Origin of the sequence: Stappia indica (genome assembly GCF_001696535.1) — a bacterium.
Classification (GTDB): domain Bacteria; phylum Pseudomonadota; class Alphaproteobacteria; order Rhizobiales; family Stappiaceae; genus Stappia; species Stappia indica.
In genome coordinates this window covers 677073-695381 of record NZ_MBQE01000001.1, presented here as the reverse complement: position 1 = coordinate 695381, position 18309 = coordinate 677073, and the positions used below count along the sequence as shown (strand labels likewise).

Below are 18309 nucleotides of genomic sequence, written 5' to 3'. Positions count from 1 at the left end.
CGAAGACTGGGAGGTAGGCAGGAATAGCAGCTATTGTCGTGTCAACCTTTGTTTTGGAACATCGGACGAAAGGTGCTCGTAGCAGTGCCGCGGAAAATCGAGCGACTGCCTCGGCAAAAAAATGTTGGTGTTTCCAGAGCAATTCATCTCGGTGTTTTTAGGCGGTGAGTTTTTTGGGAGGAGTAAATGCATATAGTTTCAGTGATCAATTACAAGGGCGGTGTAGGCAAAACCTCTCTGACGGCCAATCTTGGAGCGGAGCTCGCGTGGCGAGGTAAGCGTGTTCTCTTGATGGATCTTGATGCGCAGGCTAGTTTAACCTTCTCGTTTATTAAGCCAGACGAATGGAGGTCAAAATATGAAGCAAGTGGCACTATCAAGGCGTGGTTTGACAATCATGATACAGGAAAATCCATTTCTTTAAAGGACTTGATTGCGTCCCCTGAGCGAATAAGGGCTCGCCTCCCAAGCAAAGGCAGGCTCGATATGATATTTAGCCATCTTGGTCTTATTAACGTGGATCTTGAGTTGGCGACAAAGTTGGGTGGGGCGAATCTTTCTCAGGCAAAGAAAAATTTCATAAGTATTCATCGAAGGCTGGCTGATGGTTTGGCGGTTTTTGAAGAGTCTGACGCGTATGATGTTATTCTAATCGATTGTCCTCCTAATTTTAACATAGTTACGAAAACGGCAATTGTAGCTAGCGATTACATTTTGGTCCCTACACGTCCTGACGAGCTTTCTACGCTTGGTATTGACTATCTTATGAGGAGTATCAATGGGTTGATAAAAGATTATAATGATTATGTTTCTGTTGACGATGTCGGAGCTGAAAGCTGTATCGAGCCTGCTATTGTTGGTGTTGTTTTTACAATGATTCAGGAATACGGACAGGAGCCTATATCTGCGCAAAGAAATTATATATCCCGTGTCAAGAGGGATTCCGGATTGCCGGTTTTCTCTTCATATATAAAAAGGAATGATTCTCTTTTTGCGGGATCTCCTGAATATGGGGTTCCGGTGGTGTTGACGTCGCACAATAACTATAGTCATCAGAGTGTGGTGGATGGTCTCGAGGCCGTCGCATCTGAGTTCACGAACATGATCGGAATCTGACTATGGCTGCCCGCGAGATCGCTCAGCTGCTTCGTTCCATTGCCGACTTAATCGAGAATGATGATCCTGAGCAGGCTAATCTGCTTCGTCAGGTTTTTGAAAGTTCGAGTAAAAACTATCGTCAAAGTAAATCGTCTCGAGTTAAATATTCACCTCGATTAGATTTTTCTGAAATATCCTCTCGGTTAGCGAGAGCAAATTCGCGTCAAGAAGGGCGTGAAATTTTGAAAGAAATGAAATTAACTAAGGTTGATCTTTCCCGATTGGGACGCGAGTTCAATATTCATATAACTAAAAGTGATGGTTCTGAAGTAGTAGAGGATAAGATAATAGAAGCTTTGATTGGTGGGCGTCTGAACTCGAAGGCTATAAGAGGAGAGGAATAGAAATTTAAGCGCCTTTTTTTCGGTTTTTTACTAATCCCTTGACGATTTATGACGTGTCCGTAGCTTGTGTTTGAATTGTGAATGGTTGGTTTTCAGCCGTGCTGGATTGAGATACCCCTTCCACCTCCCCCCTTGCGGGGAGGGCAAAGACCCACTACCCACACACTCGAGCGTTCCGGCGCGCGTTTCGGCGCGGGCGGGACGCGTTCAGGACAAGCCCGCCCCAGGCTGTGGTTTTCGCGCGTGCGCGCGGGGGCTCGAGGGGGCGGGCGACAGGCACGACACAACGGGCAGGACTTCCACGGCATGAGCATCGTCGACACCCGCACCCCCGATCCCAAGAAGTTCATCAAGGGCGCCACGGGCGACTGGGAAATCGTGATCGGCATGGAGGTGCATGCCCAGGTCACCTCGAATGCCAAGCTGTTTTCCGGCGCCTCGACCGAGTTCGGCAAGGACCCCAACGCCAATGTGAGCCTCGTCGATGCGGCGATGCCGGGCATGCTGCCGGTGATCAACGAGGAATGCGTCAAGCAGGCCATCCGCACGGGCCTTGGCCTCAAGGCGCAAATCAACCTCAAGTCCGTGTTCGACCGCAAGAACTACTTCTATCCGGACCTGCCGCAGGGCTACCAGATCTCCCAGTTCAAGCAGCCGATCGTCGGCGAGGGTGAGATCCTGCTCGACATGCCGGGCGGCGAGCAGGTGACGGTGGGTGTCGAGCGGCTGCATCTGGAGCAGGACGCCGGCAAGTCGCTGCACGACCAGCACCCGACCATGTCCTTCGTCGATCTCAACCGCTCGGGCGTCGCCTTGATGGAGATCGTCTCCAAGCCGGACCTGCGCTGCGCCGACGAGGCGAAAGCCTATCTGACCAAGCTGCGCACCATCCTGCGGTATCTGGGCACCTGCGACGGCAACATGGACCAGGGCTCGATGCGCGCCGACGTCAACGTCTCGGTGCGTGCGCCGGGCGGAGCCTTCGGCACGCGCTGCGAGATCAAGAACGTCAACTCCATCCGCTTCGTCGGCCAGGCCATCGAGTATGAGGCCCGCCGCCAGATCGGCATCCTGGAGGACGGCGGCAGCATCGACCAGGAGACGCGCCTGTTCGATCCGGTCAAGGGCGAGACCCGCTCCATGCGCTCCAAGGAGGAGGCGCACGACTACCGCTATTTCCCCGATCCGGACCTGCTGCCGCTGGAGTTCGACCAGGCCTATGTCGACGCGCTCGCCGTCGACCTGCCGGAGCTGCCGGACGACAAGAAGGCGCGCTTCATCGCCGATTACGGGCTCACCGCCTATGACGCCGACATTCTGGTCGCGGAAAAGGCCTCGGCCGACTTCTTCGAGGAGGTCGCCAAGGGGCGCGATGCCAAGCTGTCGGCCAACTGGGTGATCAACGAGCTGTTCGGCCGGATCAACAAGGAAGGGCTGGAGCTGAGCGAAAGCCCGGTGTCGGCCGGTCAGCTCGGCGGCATCGTCGATCTGGTGGTCGACGGCACGATTTCCGGCAAGATCGCCAAGGACCTGTTCGAGATCGTCTGGAGCGAGGGCGGCGAACCAGCGGAGATCGTCGAGGCGCGCGGCATGCGCCAGGTGACGGATCTCGGCGCCATCGAGGCCGAGGTCGACAAGATCATCGCCGCCAACCCGGACAAGGTCGAGCAGGCGCGCGCCAAGCCCGGCCTTCTCGGCTGGTTCGTCGGCCAGGTGATGAAGGCGACCGGCGGCAAGGCCAACCCGCAGGCGGTCAACGATCTGCTCAAGGCGAAGATCGGCATCGAGTAAGGCGGGGCGGGGCGACTTCGCTCCGCAGCGCCCGGTCCCGGCCTGTCCTTTCGTCACCCCGGACGAGCATCGCGAGATCCGGGGCCGGCGAGCCCTGAGCGTTTGCGGCTTCGCTCCGCAGCGCGCCTCTGACGCCCTCGGCTCTCCGGTCCCGGCTCGGCGCTGGCGCGCCGTCCGGGAAGACGCGGAGGGGCTGCAGCCGGCATGACGCCCGCGCGCACCGCCCCTGTCATCATCCCGTAACGAGAACGGCTTACCCGGCTCACTTCAAGGCAACTTGAGGAGAGTCGGAGGTGGCCATGCTGTCGGGTCAGGCGTCGAACACGAAGTCGGTCAATGCGGGGCGGGGCGCTCTGCTCGGCCGGGCGGTGCATCGCAACAAGGCCTTGTCGGGCGAGGGCGCGCTGGAGCGGCTCTTCACCCTGGCCTTCCAGGGGCTGGTCTATCCGCAGATCTGGGAAGACCCCGAGATCGACATGGACGCGCTGGAGATCGGCCGCGACCACAAGGTGGTGACCATCGCCTCGGGCGGCTGCAACGTCCTCTCCTACCTGACGGCCGATCCGGCCAGCATCACCGCCGTCGACCTCAACCGCGCGCATGTGGCGCTGACCCGGCTGAAGCTCGCCGCCGTCAAGCACCTGCCGGGGCATGACGACTTCTACCGCTTCTTCGGCAAGGCGGACGAGAAGGGCAATGTCGAGGCCTACAACCGCTTCCTGCGCGAGCGGCTCGACCCGGAAACCCGCGAGTACTGGGAAAAGCGCGGCCTGACCGGGCGCAAGCGCATCACCCTGTTCGCCCGCGACCTCTACCACCACGGGCTGCTCGGCTATTTCATCGGCGCCGGCCATTTCGTCGCCCGCGCCTATGGCATCGATCCCAAGGACATGCTGCGCGCCCGCTCGCTGGAGGAGCAGCGCACCTACTTCGACAAGGCGCTGGCGCCGTTGTTCGACAAGCGGATGGTCCGCTGGGCGACGTCGAAGCGCGTGTCGCTCTACGGGCTCGGCATTCCGCCGGCACAGTACGAGGCGCTGGCCGGCAGCGGCTCCGGCGGCATGGCGGCGGTGCTGCGCGAGCGGCTGGAGCGGCTGGCCTGCGACTTCCCGCTTTCGGAAAACTACTTCGCCTGGCAGGCCTTCGGCCGCGGCTACGCGAACGACGAGGCCGGCCCGCTGCCGCCCTATCTGCGGCGGGACCACTTCGAGGCGATCCGCGCCCGCGCCGACCGGGTGCGCGTGGTCAACCGCTCCTTCACCGACTATCTGGCCGCGCAGGAGGGGGGCAGCGTCGACCGCTACGTCCTGCTCGATGCGCAGGACTGGATGACCGACGCCGCGCTCAACGCCCTTTGGTCGGAGATCACCCGCACGGCCCGTCCGGGCGCGCGCGTCGTCTTCCGCACGGCGGCCGAGCCCAGCCTGCTGCCGGGCCGCGTCGCGCCGGAGATCCTGGGCCAGTGGCGCTACGATGCGGAGCGCTCGCGCAAGCTCGGCTACATGGACCGCTCGTCGATCTATGGCGGCTTCCATCTCTATATCCGCGGCGCGGCATGACCGTGCGGGGCGAGCCGGAGACGGGGGCAGGGGCGTCCAACGGCGCGGAGTTGATGGACGGCATCTACCGCTGGCAGCGGCATGTCTATGACGCGACGCGCAAATACTACCTGCTTGGCCGCGACCGGCTGATCGACGACCTCGCCCCGCCGCCGGGCGGCACCGTGCTCGAACTCGGCTGCGGCACGGCGCGCAATCTGGTGCTGGCCGCCCGCCGGCACCCGCAGGCGCGGTTCTTCGGCATCGACATCTCGCAGCAGATGCTGGAGAGCGCGCGCGGCTCGATCCGCCGCGCGGGGCTTGATGACCGGATCAGCGTCGCGCAAGGCGATGCGACGGCGTTCGACACGGCGGCGCTGTTCGGCGTCGAGCGCTTCGATCGGGTGTTCTTCTCCTACAGCCTGTCGATGATCCCGCCCTGGCGCGAGGCGCTGGCTGCCGGCGCCGGCGCGCTGGCCCCCGGCGGCCGGCTGCATCTCGTCGACTTCGGCATGATGGAGGTCTGGCCGGGCTTGGTGCGCGCGCCGTTCCGCGCCTGGCTGTCCGCGTTCCACGTCACGCCGCGGGCGGATCTGGAGCAGGCGCTTGCCGCCTGCGCGGCCGCTGAGGGCGCGCAGGCAACGTTCCGCCGGCTCCACGGCGGCTACGCGGTGATGGGGCGGCTGGAGGCCTGACGTCCCGATTGCGGGTGTTTTCTGCGCGCGCGTATCGCATGGCGCGGAACATCCGGCGCCCTGCTGCGTTTCTTGACCGGTGCAGCGGCCATGTTAGGTTGCGGTTGCGGCGCGCAGGCACGCCTTCGCGCGCAAGAAGGGGCGGACGTTTTCATGCCGGACGACGGCAACAGCACAGACGCGGACGACCGACTTCCCCGGGAGCCGTTGGCGACATGCGCCCGGCGGCTCCGCGATCCCTTCTCCCGCTCTCATTCCGCAGACCGACAGCCCGCATGCCGCACGATCCGGCATGGCGGGCCTTGCGGGCGTCTGCGCCGTCGCCACTAGGAAAGGTTCGACATGGAATTCCTGGCAGATCCGAATATCTGGATCGGGCTTGTCACCCTGGTGCTGCTCGAGGTGGTGCTCGGTATCGACAACCTCGTGTTCATCGCCATCCTGGCCGACAAGCTGCCGGCGAACCAGCGCAACAAGGCGCGCCTGATCGGCCTGTCGCTGGCGCTGTTCATGCGCATCGCGCTGCTGTTCTCGATTTCCTGGATCGTGACGCTGACCAACCCGCTGTTCTCGCTGGGCGGCTTCTCCTTCTCCGGGCGCGACCTGATCCTGATCATCGGCGGCGTGTTCCTGCTGTTCAAGGGCACGATGGAACTGCACGAGCGGCTGGAGGGCGCGCATGGCCACAAGAGCGGCAAGGTCGTCCATGCGGTGTTCTGGCAGGTGATCGTCCAGATCGTCGTCCTCGATGCGGTGTTCTCGCTCGACAGCGTCATCACCGCCGTCGGCATGGTCAACAATCTGGCGGTGATGATCACGGCCGTGTGTATCGCCATGGCGGTGATGATGATCGCCTCCAAGCCGCTGATGGCCTTCGTCTCCAAGCATCCGACGGTGGTGATCCTGTGCCTCGGGTTCCTGCTGATGATCGGCTTCAGCCTGGTGGTGGAAGGCTTCGGCCAGCACATCCCGAAGGGCTACCTCTATGCGGCCATCGGCTTCTCGGTGCTGATCGAGGCGTTCAACCAGATCGGCCGGCGCAACCGCGAGCAGCTCGTCGTCGCCGGAAACCTGCGCGAGCGCACGTCCGAGGCGGTGCTGCGCATGCTCGGCGGCAAGGTCGGCGAGCAGCCGCTGGGCGAGACGGTCGACGTGATCGCCGAGCAGGCGGCCTTGGGCGAATTGTTCAAGCCCGAGGAACAGGACATGATCCGCGGCGTGCTGGGCCTCGGCCAGCGCCCGGTCAGCTCGATCATGACGCCGTCCAACGAGCTGGAATGGCTGGATCTCGACAAGCCGGACGAGGAGCTGCGCGCGGCGATCCGCCGGCTCACCCACGGCCGGGTGGTGCTGGCGCGCGGCAGCGTCGACGAGTTCGTCGGCGTGGCGCTGACCAAGGACCTGCTCAACGCGGTGATCGGCGGAGAGGCGGTCGACTGGGCGCGGCTGATGCGCCAGCCGGGTGTGGTGCACGAGATGACCGACGTGCTGACCGTGATGGAGCTGCTGCGCCGCTCGCCGGTGCAGATGGCCATGGTGATCGACGAATACGGCTCGCTGGAAGGCATCGCGACGCCGACCGACGTGCTGGAGGCGATCGCCGGCGAGTTCCCGGACATGGACGAGGAGGCGGCCGCGCTGCAGAAGCAGGAGGACGGCTCCTGGACCGTGGACGCCTTCATCGATATCCGCCAGCTCAGCGCCGCCATCGGCCACGATCTCGTCGACGAGGCCAACCGCTACTCGACGCTGGCCGGCTACATCATGTCCCAGCTGGGCCACCTGCCGAAGGTCGGCGACGTGCTGGAGACCGGGGGTCTGCGCTTCGAGGTGCTGTCGCTGGAAAAGCGGGCCATCGGCAAGGTGCGGATTGCGCCGGTGGAGCCGACGGCGGTTGCCCATGAGTGAGGGCGGCATGAGTGAGGGCGGGATGTTCGAGGCGGAGCTGCAGGGGCTCGACATCGCGCCTGCGACCGAGGACGACGTTGCCGCCTGCGCCGCCTTGATGAGCGCCAATGCGGCCGGTGCGCGCGTCGGGCAGGAGGCGGGCGACCTTGCGCCCTATCTCGCCGCCTTCCGCCGCATGGTGGCGGGCGGCGCGACCGTGCTGCACGTGGCGCGCCTGCCGGGCATGGAGGCCGGGTCCATCGCCGGCATGTTCGAGCTGACGATCATCGACGGGCTCTCCTTCGGCGGGCGCCCGCGCGCCCAGGTGGAGAGCGTGCATGTGGACCCGGAGCTGCGCGGATGCGGCATCGGCCGGGCGATGATGCGCTTTGCCGAGGCACGGGCGCGCGAAAGCGGCTGCGTCCTGCTGCAGCTCACCTCCAATCGCGAGCGCCAGGGCGCGCACGACTTCTACCAGACGCTCGGCTACCAGCCCTCGCATGTCGGCTACAAGCTGATGCTGTGAGCGTGCGCGGCGTACGCCTCGTGTGATCGAGCGTTCACGAGGCGGCGCCTGCCGCACGGCGCCGGGCTTGCGGTGGTTGTAAGGGCGCTTTCACGCCTTAAGTTCTAACCCGACCGGCCGCGGGCGGCATGCGGGCGACAGCCCGGAAAGCTCCGGCCCTTTCGAGAAACATGGAGCATGACAGGCATGTCCGCGACCCAGACCAAGCCCATCGAACTGCATTACTGGCCGACCCCGAACGGCTGGAAAGTCTCGATCCTGCTGGAAGAGCTCGGCGTTCCCTACAACCTCAACCTCGTCAACATCGGCGCGGGCGACCAGTTCAAGCCCGAGTTCCTGAAGATCTCGCCGAACAACCGCATGCCGGCCATCGTCGATCCGGAAGGGCCGGGTGGCGAGCCGATCTCGGTCTTCGAATCCGGCGCGATCCTGCAGTATCTCGGGCGCAAGTTCGGCCAGTTCTACCCGACCGACGAGCGCAAGCGGGTGAAGGTCGACAAGTGGCTGATGTGGCAGATGGGCGGCTTCGGCCCGATGCTCGGCCAGAACCACCATTTCCGCGTCTATGCGCCGGAGAAGATCCCCTACGCCATGGACCGCTATCTCAACGAGACGCACCGGCTTTACGGCGTGCTCGACAAGCAGCTCGCCGGGCGCGATTTCGTCGCCGACGAGTATTCCATCGCCGACATGGCGATCGTCGGCTGGGCGACCGGCTGGGAGCGGCAGGGCATGGATCTGGGCAAGGACTTCCCGAACGTGCAGCGCTGGCTGGAGGCGCTGAAGGCGCGCCCGGCGGTGGAGCGCGGGCTGGCCGTCGGCCGGGAGATGCGCGAGCAGCTCAACCTTGCGAGCGACAAGGGCGCCCAGTCGGTGCTGTTCGGCCAGCGCGCGCGCTGACCTTTCGCGAATTACAGGGGCGCCGGGGGATCAGTTCGCCCGGCGCCACACTTCCGTTTCGCACAGCTGCACGACCATCCGCACGCAGCCGCGAATGGACAGGCGGTCGTCGCCCTGCAGCGTCGCCGTCGCCTTGGCTGTCACGCCCCGCCGCGGGTCGTAGACCCGGGCGTTCCAGCTGCCGGCCTCGCTGCCCGGCGCGATATCCCAGATCACCGGTACGTTGAGAAGCTTGCGGCTCCGCTTGGCGGCGTCGCGGTTCTTCACGTCCGTTGCGCTTTGCCGCGTGGTGCCCGGCGGCGGCGGGAAGTCGATCAGCAGCCCGCAAGGCGCGGCGCCGCAGGGGCCGACGCGCACCGTGCCGGCGGCCGGCGTCTGCCATGTGCCGAAGATCTCGTCCGAGGCGAGGGCCGGCGGGGCGAGGGCGAGCAGGGCGAGCCCGCTCAGCGCGGGCAGGGAGAGAAGGCGGGGACGCGTCATCGGTTTCCTTTCGGGGGGGCGTGCGAAGACCTGTCGTCATCGCAAGCTGCCGGAAAACTGGGGCGCCAGGGTGGCCACTGCTGGCCCTCTTCGTGTCGGTCTTTGGGAAAGCGTGTGCCGGCGCTTGGCGCGCTTTTCCGGGCATCCTTGCAAAGGGTCTGAAGACGCCAGTTCGTCACAAGGTGAATCAAGCGTTTCCCGCGCGAATCCATGTTGAGTCAAGTTGCTTTGATTCCGCTGCCGTTTCCGCGCTGAAATGCTGAATCCTTCGTGAAGTTTACCAAGCGTTTTCGACTCGTTTTCTTCCTGTTAAGCGAGAATTTTAAGCCCGCGTTGAAGGGCCGCGACCACACTCGGACATGAAGATTGCGGGGAAAAGATCAAGCATCCCGCGGCCTTCGCCCCGCAACCGACCGGCAGGACGCCGGTCGCAAGACGACCGACAAGGAGTGTGAGACATGGCTCGCTTGGAACTCGCTTCCCCTGACCTCGCCATCATGGGCGGCCAGCCCGCCGGCCCGGATATCCTGCTGCAGATGGGACTGGACTGCGCCTGCGGCCGCCACGGTGCCGCCGACCTCGTGGCCGCGCACAAGTGGTTCAACATCGCCGCCGTCAAGGGCAGCCAGGACGCGGTGCGCTACCGCAAGGAAATCTCCGCCGAGATGACCCGCTCGGAAATCGCCGACGCCCAGCGTGCGGCCCGCGAGTGGCTGTCCCTGCATTGATCCGCGGTGGAGCCGGTCCCTGCGCAAGGGACATTTCCACCAAGGACGTCAACCTGGCTGCGGCGCGCTGAAGCGCTTCCCATAGAGCGCCTGCAACGGTGCGCCTGCGCCGCAGCCCGTTTCCCTTACCGCCTTCCTGCCCGTTGCCCTGTCAGGGCAACCATCCGCGATCCGCATCTTGCCGCCGCTGCAAGCGCGCGTGCCGATCCGCTCTCCCGGCGCTAGGGCGTCTCGTCCGCCTGCGGGCCTGCGTCGCCGTCCGGGTTGTCTTCCCGCGCTTTTCTCGAGGTCTCGCATCTGCCGCGATACGGCTTCTGTGCGCCTTCGGCCAGTCCCTGCATCTGTTCGCTGTCCGGCGTCCTTGCCAGTTCCATCGCTGCGATCTCGCGGATCGCCGCCAGACGGCTTCCCAGCACCACCAGTTCCGGATGCGGCGCCAGCCGGGCGATGGCCGCATCCAGCCGCTCGATGATCCGTCGTCGGGTCTCGTCCCGCCGGCTTTTCCTGTCCATGCCGTTCCTTTCTCCTCGTCCCGGAACGGCCTGCCTTCCGAACCGCCTGGCGTCTCCGTCTGTCTCTCGTGATCCTCAAGTCTTGCAGGCTTTGCCCGGCTCACCATCATGGGATTCCCGGATTGACGGGCCGGGCGTCTCAGTCGATCAGGCCGAGCCGAAAGGCGATGGCGATGAGATGCACCTTGTTGGCGGCGTTGAGCTTCCTGCGCGCGGCGATGAGGTGGCTTTCGACGGTCCTCGGCGCGATGCCCAGGATGGCGGCGCTCTCCCACTCGGTCTTTCCCTCCGCTGCCCAGGCGACGCAGTCGCGCTCGCGAACGGTGAGGGGCGAGGCGGGACGCCAAGCGTCTCCCTGCAGCAGGGTCGCGGCCCGATCCGCCGCGCTTGCCGCCAGGAGCGCGAGTGTCGGGCGGTCGGAAGGGTCCAGCTCGATGCGTTCTCCGCTGAGAGAGATGCTGCCGCGCTGGCCGCCAGGGCCGGAGAAGGGCAGGGCGAAGCCGGCCGACAACCCGTGCTCGCGCGCCTCCTCCATCATCAGCCGGGCAAGGGGTGCCCTTTCCGCCGGCGCGCGCGCCTCGCGCCAGTCGAACATCGCATCTGCCGAGACGACCCGCGAGATCACCGGGTCGATCTCGACATAGCGGCGGGCGACATAGCGCTCCAGCCAGCTTGTCGGCCAGTTGCCGAAGAAGATGGACTTGCGCGCCTGTGCCGGCGGAGTGGCCCGGGCCGGCACGAGCCCGCACATCACCTGATCGATGCCGTAGCCCCCGCTCGCTTGGACCAGCCGGCTGCGCACGTCTTCCGCCGTCGCGGCGTGGCGGATCCGGTCGAGATGGGCAAGCAGGTCCGCCGTGTGCAAGGGGGCCTCAGTCGATGATCCCGAGGCGCAGCGCCTTGGCGATGAGATGTACCTTGTTGGCGGCGTTGAGCTTCCTGCGCGCGGCGATGAGGTGGCTTTCGACGGTCTTCGGCGCGATGCCGAGAATGGCGGCGCTTTCCCACTCGGTCTTTCCCTCCGCCGCCCAGGCGACGCAGTCGCGCTCGCGATTGGTGAGGGCCACGCGGTGGCGCCATGCCCGGTAGAGCTCTCGTGCGAGCGGATCGCTGCGTGTTTCGGCGATCGCCTCGAAGGGAACAGCCTCAAGTGTGGTCGTCATGAAACCCGGTTGGTTGAATGAATGGTCCGGTCGAAATCGTCTTGGTCTGGAAATACCCGCCTGAAAACTGCGGCGCGTGCCGACAGCCGCCGGGCAAAAGCCCTGTTGTCGCCAGCCGTTACAGTTCAGTGCGCCAGCGACGGCGACGGAAATATGTTTTTCGTCTCGACAAGGTCGGGAAAGGCGGGGAGCGCCCGCGCCGCGCCGGTTTGCGGCGCATTTCCGCGCCTTGCCTGTGGAAATTCGCCCGGCAAGACCGGCGAAAGCCGCCATTTTCCGCGTCCGGGGAGCGGGGGCGGACAAAACCGCAACTTCCCGTCTTGCCAAACGCACGCAAATCCTTGAAAAGGGCGGCACGGAGAGGTGGCCGAGTGGTCGAAGGCGCTCCCCTGCTAAGGGAGTATACCGGAGACGGTATCGAGGGTTCGAATCCCTTCCTCTCCGCCAGTCCCCGCCGATTGCCGCATACAATAGCCTATGTGCCGCCGATCAGCGCATGTCCGTCGTGTGAGATAGCAAGGCGTCGAGTCTACGCTACAGCCCGCTACGACTTGAAGTTCAGCGACGGCAGCTTCCGACGTTTACCCTAGATCGTAAGTATGTCAGCCTGGAGCTCGAAGCCGCCGTTCGAGGAATCTCACGCAGCATTAATGTTCAATGCTACCTAGCGGCTCCGTAGCTATCATCACAAATGCCTTGGTCGCCGGGGTTGGCTCGCGGACCGCCAGAGATAGTTCGAAAGCGGCTTCCGGCGCGGCTATTGCGCGATATGCAATGCGATCCGGCCGAAAGTCCGCCATGCTCTCGGGGACGATGGACACGCCTGCGCCCACCGCGACAAGCGACAGGACAGCATGCATACCATGCGCCTCCTGCATGATCCTCGGCGCAAAACCGGCGTCTGCGCACAAGCGGATCACTTGAAGATGAAAGCCACGCCCCTCGATCATCGGCCATAGAATGAATGCCTCATCCGCAAGGTCCGCAAGCGTCAGCCTGTCTTGCCTCGACAGGGGATGGTCAATCGGCAGGGCCATGCAAAGCCGGTCGTGATCGAAGCCGTGCAGATCGATGCCCTCCGCATCGGCCAGCGGGGGAATGATGATCGCGGCATCCAGCGTACCGTTCAGAAGACCGACGATCTGGGTTGCCGTGGTCGCCTCTCGCAACTCCAGGCGCACATCGGGCCGCGCCTGACGAAACGCTCTTACCGTATCGGGCAATCGTCCATAGAGCGCGCTGCCGACATAGCCCAGCCGGACAAGGCCGGTGAGGCCGGCTGCGGTCTCCTGCGCCATGCGGATCGCGTAATGCGCCTGACGAAGCGTCTCACGCGCTTCACGGAGAAAGGCATGACCTGCGGCGGTCAGGCCCAGAATCCGGTTGCCGCCACGCTCGATCAGACCGACGCCCAGATCCTCTTCCAACCGTTTGATCGCAACCGTCAACGGTGGCTGGGACATTCCGAGGCGGTGAGCCGCCCGATGAAAATGCCGCTCCTCCGCGACGGCGACGAACTGCTCCATCTTGCGCAGGTCGATCATACCGCGGCCCGACGCAAGCGGTGCTCGTGATATATCATACATATCGTAATCCAGCCTGGTCAATATTGGACGTATCGTAGCGCTTTGGCCATCCTCCGCGCAATGAAGGAGGCCATGATGAGCCAAATGGATTTTCGCGGACGCACTGTCCTCATAACCGGAGCGGGCCGGGGCTTGGGCCTCGCCTATGCGAGAGTGATCGGAAAGCTCGGCGCGACTGTTCTGCTGCACGATGTCGGCGCGGATACGGATGGAACCGGCACCGAGCCGGCGATTGCGGAAAACGCCGCCGCAAGCCTTTCCCTTGAAGGGATCACCGCGCACCCCTTCCACACCCCCATAAACACGCGCGATGATTGCCATACGCTGGTGCGCAATTGCCTGACGGTAAGCGGACGCCTTGATGCGGTGGTCCATAATGCCGGCTGGGTGGGCTACGAGCGGATCGAGGATATTCAGGATGCCTCCTTCGACCACATGATGACGGTCACGGCGAAGGCGCCGTTATGGATCGCTCAAGCCGCATGGCCCGGCATGCGTGAGGCTGGCTACGGCCGGATCGTGCTGACGACCTCCTGCCGCGCTCTTTATCCGCAATATGTCCAGAAGGGTCTTGCTTCCTACGCCGCCGCCAAGATGGCCGCCGTGGGCATCATGAACGTGCTGGCGGACGAAGGGGCTGCGCATGGCATTATCGTCAATGCGGTTTCTCCGGTTGCGAAGACCCGGATGTGGGGCGTGGAGGGCGAACCGGACGAACTGAAGCCCGAAGCCGTCGCGCCGGGTGTAGCCTTCCTTGCCTCCGCCGCATGTTCAGAAGGAGGCTGGATACTGCGGGCCGCGAACGGGCAGTTCCATGCGACTCGCCGGGTTGAGGCCGAGGGGGTGGGTTATCCGCGCGATCTGCGCGCGGTCTATGCCGGCACTCCAGCCGAGGTGGCTACGGCATGGAACCAGATTGCTGTCCTCGCGCAGGAGCCGCGATCATGACCGCCGCCCTCGATTTCAAGATTGCAGTCAGAACGAACGCGATCATTGGGGAAAGTCCCATCTGGAGCGCGCGGCGCAACCGCCTGCTGTGGGTCGACATAATGGGCAGGCAGGTCCACAGCTACGACCCGGCAACCGGGCATGATGACGCCATCGACGTTCCGGGCAATGTCGGCCTGCTGGCAGAGAGCGCCACGGGCCAGATCGTTCTGGGCCTCGACTGCGAGCTGGCAAGCCTTGGAGCGGATGGCCGCATCGAACGCTTCGCACGCGCTCCAAATGCCGATCAGGCATTCCGGTTCAACGACGGGAAATATGATCGCCAGGGTCGCCTGTGGACCGGGCTAATGAACAAGGAAGGACAGAAGGGTGTCGGCATCCTTTACCGGTTCGATCCGGATGGAACGTGGCATATAGCCGATACCGGCTTCGATCTGCCCAATGGCCTGGAATGGAGCCGGGATGGCCAAACACTCTATTACACGGACTCGCACAGGGGGGAGATCTACGCCTACGACTTCGACCCGGCCACATGCGAAATCAGCAACCGCCGCCTGTTCCTCGGCATGGACCCCAAGGAGGGAAAGCCCGATGGCTTGACGATGGACAGTACCGGCCACCTTCTCAGTGTTCTGTTCGACGGATCGGCCATCGCCCGCATTGCTCCTGACGGCTCTCTTGAGCGTCTGATCCCTCTTCCTGTGCCGCGCCCGACGAGTTGCTCTTTTGGTGGAGATGGCCGGACTTTGTTCGTCACCACGGCCCGGATCGGTCTGACAGACGAACGCATTGCCCGCGCTCCGGCCTCTGGGGCGCTTCTGGAAGTCGATTATGAGAAGGCGGTATGATGAAGGACGACCATCTGTCTCGCCACGATGAAAGTAGCGAAACCCGATGCAAATGTCAGCTTGGCCACGACAGTTGCCGAAAAGCCTTCAACAGCAGAATGGCTGGTTCCGACCGCAGAATGGACGCAAGCCCATTCCTCAGTTTTGGAGGGCTATAGCGTAGACGTAATTCTCCGTTTCTTCGTTTTCGGCCCGCCATTCCCCGATTGCCCTCGACAAATCGTTATCGCCGCCGATCACCGCGCTCCAGCTGCGCAGTGCTGTAAGCCGCCGTTTCTCCGCTCCCGATATGCCCTCAAAACCCACGATGGCAGCAATCGCCCCCGTGTCGGTCGTCAGTGAAGCCGGTAAGTCTCCACGGGGGAGGACGTTGAATCCCCTATCGTTTCAATCCAGGCGCCGTGCGGGTCGGTCCATGCCGCAGGTTGGTTGTTTACCGACAGCAGGAACGCCCCTTGCGATGGAGCGTCTGCGGCGGCGAAGCCAAAATGCGGCATGACGCCGGGTGCCTCGTTGCAGATCCAGACGTCCGACAGTGCGGAAGCCCGGTTGGCAAATCTCATGCGGTCGTCGTTGCTTGGGACGTAGGCGAGGACGGCAGTGTGAAAGACGACGAGCGTGGCGTCTTGCGGAGCTTGACGGCACAGGGCTTCGAACTCCGGTCCGAGGAGATCACCCTTTACGATCGTCGGTCTCTCCGCCGCTACGATATCGAGTGCCAAACGAAGCCGGTTGCGGCGCTCTTCCTGTTCGGGCCAGATAAGCGTCTCGAGCCATGCGGCCTCGTCCTTGTCGCCAGCGTTCAGAGGGTTCAGATCGAGCCCCGCCCGCCAAACGATCTGCGGAAGCGTGTCGGGGAGCTGGACCGTTGCGGCAGCCGTGCAGGGAAACACGGGATGAGGTTTGGCCTCTGCTGACGGCCCGAGGCGTCGCGAGGGATACTCGTATCCGTATCGATCCGGGAAGAGGCAAAGCCCCGCGGACGCTCCGACCTCCAGAAGCGCCAGAGGCTGAGGCAGGCTGGCCAAAACCGGCAGGAGCACAGCGCACCGTCCCGGTTCGTTCGTCTGCGTCGAGCGCTCCAGCATGATGGAGCGAACCGCATCGAAGCGATCCACCAGAACTTGCCTGAACTCGCTGTAGTTCGCCGGGACGCCGAAGAGGTGTCGGTAGGCGGCGAGAAGCAGGTTGGGCTGCTGCTTCGGTTGAGGAAGGGTTGCAATCAGGCTGAGAACGTCCGCGTCGTTCGACAGGCTCATGGTGAGGTGCTCGTAGAGCGGAGACCGTCCGCTCGCCTCGCGGACTGCAAAACGACGGTAGCGGGAGGACAACGCACCCGGATCCGCGTCGATGGTCATGCAGAACTCCTCCGTGCTGCTGGCTGCCAAGGACGGACAGCCGTCCAGCACCTTATCCACGCTTCGAGCCCTTGTTCAAAACCGAGGAAACGAAAGCGCCCTTGGCGGTTCTGTAGTCGTCCATAGGCCGGCCATCATAGGATCGCTTGAGCGCGTTGTAGCGGGTGACCAGGTCGGGGTCGCTCCGGAGCGCCGATGCGAAAAGATGGAAGACGTCCAGGTGGCCGCCTTTGGTCGTCAGCTGCACACCCATTTCCGGTGCGGTCCCATGATGTTCAAACGCGGAGAAGGTCGCGGTTCGCACGGATCCGCTGTTCCGGTCGAACATCTCCGCCAAAATCTTGTCGGCCTTCTCGAAGTCTGGCTGCTCGCAGCGCACCACCAGGTCCAGGTCGCCTTTGGTCAGACAGCCATCGATGGCGGTGGCGCCCACATGGAGGACTTCGCAGCCGGCTGGCAATGCCCGCTCCAACTCAGCTCGCACTCGCTCGAAGAGGCGCGTCGCACGAGCCCGAGCATCCTGTTGGTCTTCAGCCAGAGCAAAGGTCTCCATCGTATCTCGGCACCAGCACGTTCAGGAAGCCGTGCCCCTGGCGCGTATGTTGTCGAGAGGCACCCATCCCGATGCACCATCGGAGACGCGGGTCGCCCACAGCCAGCCGTTCAGTTGGCGCTCGCCATACAGCACCTCGCCTTCCACGACATTCAGCTCCCGGTTCGTGAAGTCCTCCAGCATGGTACCGAACCCGTCAGCATGACGGTCGATGATCTGCTCCGGCACGAAACCGGCTTCCTGCCCCGGCACCGAGCACAGATACCAGTCGGGCCACCCTTCGGGGCCGTCGTACAGTTCTCCAACCGCAACCCGGTCCCCCTTCTTCACGGCCATCGGTTCGGGGAACTCGCTGACATGGGGCAGGGTGACGACGTAATCGTGATCGGACTTCATGGATGTTTCTCTGCGTGGGAAATGCCCCGCTTGAGGAGATGGCGGGGCTGTTCGGACAGGTGGATGGCTTCGCGCTGTGCTGCCGGTCGATCCGTCATTTGTGTCGTGATGCAGACATGATCAAGTGTCCCGACATCGAAGGATCATTGTGGAGGGCTCCGCTTCTGCGAGCACGTGTCGGCCGACCATTTTCGAAACTGGCTCCAGGCCTTCGTTCTGTCGCCCTTCGCTGTCCGTCGTTCGCGGCGGTCCCGCTAGGGCTTTCGCGCTTTCACAAGCGAGCGCAGGGCGAGCAGCAGGAACACGGCCGCGACGATGCCCCAGAGCTGTCCGCCGCCGGTGAGGTTGCTGCCGTCCCCGGTCCGGCAGCTGGAGGCCGAGGCCTCGATACAGTCCCGCCAGCGCCAGAAGCGCTCATAGTAGAGATAGGCGAAGGCCGCGCTGGCCAGAAACAGGCAAACGGTTTTCATGCTGCGATATTGCCCGGCTGGGTGGCGGAGTAAACCGCCCGCGGGCGCGCGCGTCTCCGCCACCGATTACGCCCGTGCCTAGCGCTGGGCGGTTTCGACCAGCTGCGCAAGATGCCCGGAAAAGTCGGTTGCCTCGCCGCCGGCGTTGATCGTCTCGAAATAGTCGTGCCAGCCCGATTGCGCGATGCCGTCGACCAGCGCGCCGAGCGCCGCGTCGTCCGGGCAGCGCCACACCGCAAAGAAGGTGTGCGGCGCGGCGTGCGCCTTGGTCCTGTCGACCTTGCCGAGGGCAAGCGCTTCGACGCCGAGCGCCGACAAGGCCGGCATGGCCGCGCCGATGGCGGCGAAGAACTGCTGGCGTTCGGTCTCGGTCAGGGCCAGCCAGGCGGGCTTCGGCGTGTAGAGTTCGGCAAGATAGTGGGTCACGA

The 18309-nt window shown here is 63.8% G+C and carries 21 protein-coding genes and 1 tRNA gene; 12 read left to right on the top strand and 10 right to left on the bottom strand.

The annotated features are described in order from the left end of the window. Positions 1–186 precede the first annotated feature (186 nt). The 8 genes from BBX35_RS22685 (at position 187) to BBX35_RS03160 (ending at position 8839) form a co-directional block, all read left to right on the top strand. A complete protein-coding gene (locus BBX35_RS22685) occupies positions 187–1116 on the top strand; it encodes a ParA family protein (protein ID WP_083205996.1) in 930 nt (309 codons plus the stop codon). Positions 1117–1118: 2 nt separating this feature from the next. After that, positions 1119–1502, top strand: a complete 384-nt coding sequence (locus BBX35_RS23290; RefSeq protein ID WP_141687803.1) for a hypothetical protein — start codon at positions 1119–1121, stop codon at positions 1500–1502. Positions 1503–1808: 306 nt separating this feature from the next. Next, complete coding sequence (gene gatB, locus BBX35_RS03185) at positions 1809–3293, top strand: Asp-tRNA(Asn)/Glu-tRNA(Gln) amidotransferase subunit GatB (RefSeq protein WP_067215928.1); 1485 nt, start codon at positions 1809–1811, stop codon at positions 3291–3293. Between the two features lie 299 nt (positions 3294–3592). Continuing rightward, positions 3593–4852, top strand: a complete 1260-nt coding sequence (locus BBX35_RS03180; RefSeq protein WP_067215925.1) for a BtaA family protein — start codon at positions 3593–3595, stop codon at positions 4850–4852. After that, positions 4849–5526: an SAM-dependent methyltransferase gene (locus tag BBX35_RS03175; RefSeq protein WP_067215922.1), complete on the top strand. Its 678-nt coding sequence runs from the start codon at positions 4849–4851 to the stop codon at positions 5524–5526. Before BBX35_RS03180 ends, BBX35_RS03175 begins: the two co-directional genes overlap by 4 nt. 342 nt (positions 5527–5868) lie before the next feature. Continuing rightward, positions 5869–7434 (top strand): TerC family protein, encoded by a 1566-nt coding sequence (locus BBX35_RS03170; protein ID WP_067215920.1) that lies wholly within the window; start codon positions 5869–5871, stop codon positions 7432–7434. Between the two features lie 7 nt (positions 7435–7441). Beyond that, positions 7442–7939: a GNAT family N-acetyltransferase gene (locus BBX35_RS03165; protein ID WP_208979750.1), complete on the top strand. Its 498-nt coding sequence runs from the start codon at positions 7442–7444 to the stop codon at positions 7937–7939. Between the two features lie 186 nt (positions 7940–8125). Further along, a complete protein-coding gene (locus tag BBX35_RS03160) occupies positions 8126–8839 on the top strand; it encodes a glutathione S-transferase N-terminal domain-containing protein (protein ID WP_067218133.1) in 714 nt (237 codons plus the stop codon). 30 nt (positions 8840–8869) lie between these two features. Here BBX35_RS03160 and BBX35_RS03155 read toward each other — a convergent pair whose 3' ends face one another. After that, a complete protein-coding gene (locus BBX35_RS03155) occupies positions 8870–9319 on the bottom strand; it encodes a DUF2147 domain-containing protein (RefSeq protein WP_067215915.1) in 450 nt (149 codons plus the stop codon). Between the two features lie 458 nt (positions 9320–9777). On the opposite strand from BBX35_RS03155, the gene BBX35_RS03150 reads away from it, so the two are divergent. Continuing rightward, the gene (locus BBX35_RS03150) at positions 9778–10047 is read left to right on the top strand and encodes a hypothetical protein (RefSeq protein WP_067215912.1); all 270 of its coding nucleotides are present in this window, start codon (positions 9778–9780) and stop codon (positions 10045–10047) included. 221 nt (positions 10048–10268) lie between these two features. On the opposite strand, the gene BBX35_RS03145 is transcribed toward BBX35_RS03150, so the two are convergent. From BBX35_RS03145 to BBX35_RS22680, 3 genes are all read right to left on the bottom strand, one after another. Beyond that, positions 10269–10559, bottom strand: coding sequence for a hypothetical protein (locus BBX35_RS03145; RefSeq protein WP_067215910.1), 291 nt, complete (start codon positions 10557–10559; stop codon positions 10269–10271). Between the two features lie 139 nt (positions 10560–10698). Beyond that, the gene (locus BBX35_RS03140) at positions 10699–11424 is read right to left on the bottom strand and encodes a LuxR family transcriptional regulator (RefSeq protein ID WP_067215907.1); all 726 of its coding nucleotides are present in this window, start codon (positions 11422–11424) and stop codon (positions 10699–10701) included. 7 nt (positions 11425–11431) lie between these two features. After that, complete coding sequence (locus BBX35_RS22680) at positions 11432–11995, bottom strand: response regulator transcription factor (protein ID WP_083205994.1); 564 nt, start codon at positions 11993–11995, stop codon at positions 11432–11434. 84 nt (positions 11996–12079) lie between these two features. Here BBX35_RS22680 and BBX35_RS03130 point away from each other — a divergent pair. Beyond that, positions 12080–12169, top strand: a tRNA-Ser gene (locus BBX35_RS03130). A gap of 200 nt (positions 12170–12369) precedes the next feature. Here BBX35_RS03130 and BBX35_RS03125 read toward each other — a convergent pair. Further along, a complete protein-coding gene (locus BBX35_RS03125; RefSeq protein WP_067215902.1) occupies positions 12370–13266 on the bottom strand; it encodes a LysR family transcriptional regulator in 897 nt (298 codons plus the stop codon). 117 nt (positions 13267–13383) lie between these two features. On the opposite strand from BBX35_RS03125, the gene BBX35_RS03120 reads away from it, so the two are divergent. Beyond that, complete coding sequence (locus tag BBX35_RS03120; protein WP_208979749.1) at positions 13384–14256, top strand: SDR family NAD(P)-dependent oxidoreductase; 873 nt, start codon at positions 13384–13386, stop codon at positions 14254–14256. Then, the gene (locus tag BBX35_RS03115; RefSeq protein ID WP_067215899.1) at positions 14253–15104 is read left to right on the top strand and encodes an SMP-30/gluconolactonase/LRE family protein; all 852 of its coding nucleotides are present in this window, start codon (positions 14253–14255) and stop codon (positions 15102–15104) included. The genes BBX35_RS03120 and BBX35_RS03115 overlap by 4 nt, the downstream gene beginning before the upstream one ends. 335 nt (positions 15105–15439) lie before the next feature. Here BBX35_RS03115 and BBX35_RS03110 read toward each other — a convergent pair whose 3' ends face one another. From BBX35_RS03110 to BBX35_RS03090, 5 genes are all read right to left on the bottom strand, one after another. Beyond that, positions 15440–16462 carry a DUF2332 domain-containing protein gene (locus tag BBX35_RS03110; RefSeq protein WP_067215897.1) on the bottom strand — a complete coding sequence of 341 codons (1023 nt, stop codon included), beginning with the start codon at positions 16460–16462 and terminating at the stop codon, positions 15440–15442. 52 nt (positions 16463–16514) lie between these two features. Next, a complete protein-coding gene (locus tag BBX35_RS03105) occupies positions 16515–17015 on the bottom strand; it encodes a GrpB family protein (protein ID WP_067215895.1) in 501 nt (166 codons plus the stop codon). A gap of 21 nt (positions 17016–17036) precedes the next feature. Beyond that, a complete protein-coding gene (locus tag BBX35_RS03100) occupies positions 17037–17411 on the bottom strand; it encodes an SH3 domain-containing protein (RefSeq protein ID WP_067215893.1) in 375 nt (124 codons plus the stop codon). 254 nt (positions 17412–17665) lie between these two features. Beyond that, entirely contained in the window at positions 17666–17881 is a 216-nt protein-coding gene (locus BBX35_RS03095) for a hypothetical protein (RefSeq protein WP_067215890.1), read from the bottom strand. Between the two features lie 78 nt (positions 17882–17959). Continuing rightward, positions 17960–18307 carry a DUF6616 family protein gene (locus BBX35_RS03090; RefSeq protein ID WP_067215888.1) on the bottom strand — a complete coding sequence of 116 codons (348 nt, stop codon included), beginning with the start codon at positions 18305–18307 and terminating at the stop codon, positions 17960–17962. Between the last annotated feature and the right edge of the window lie 2 nt (positions 18308–18309).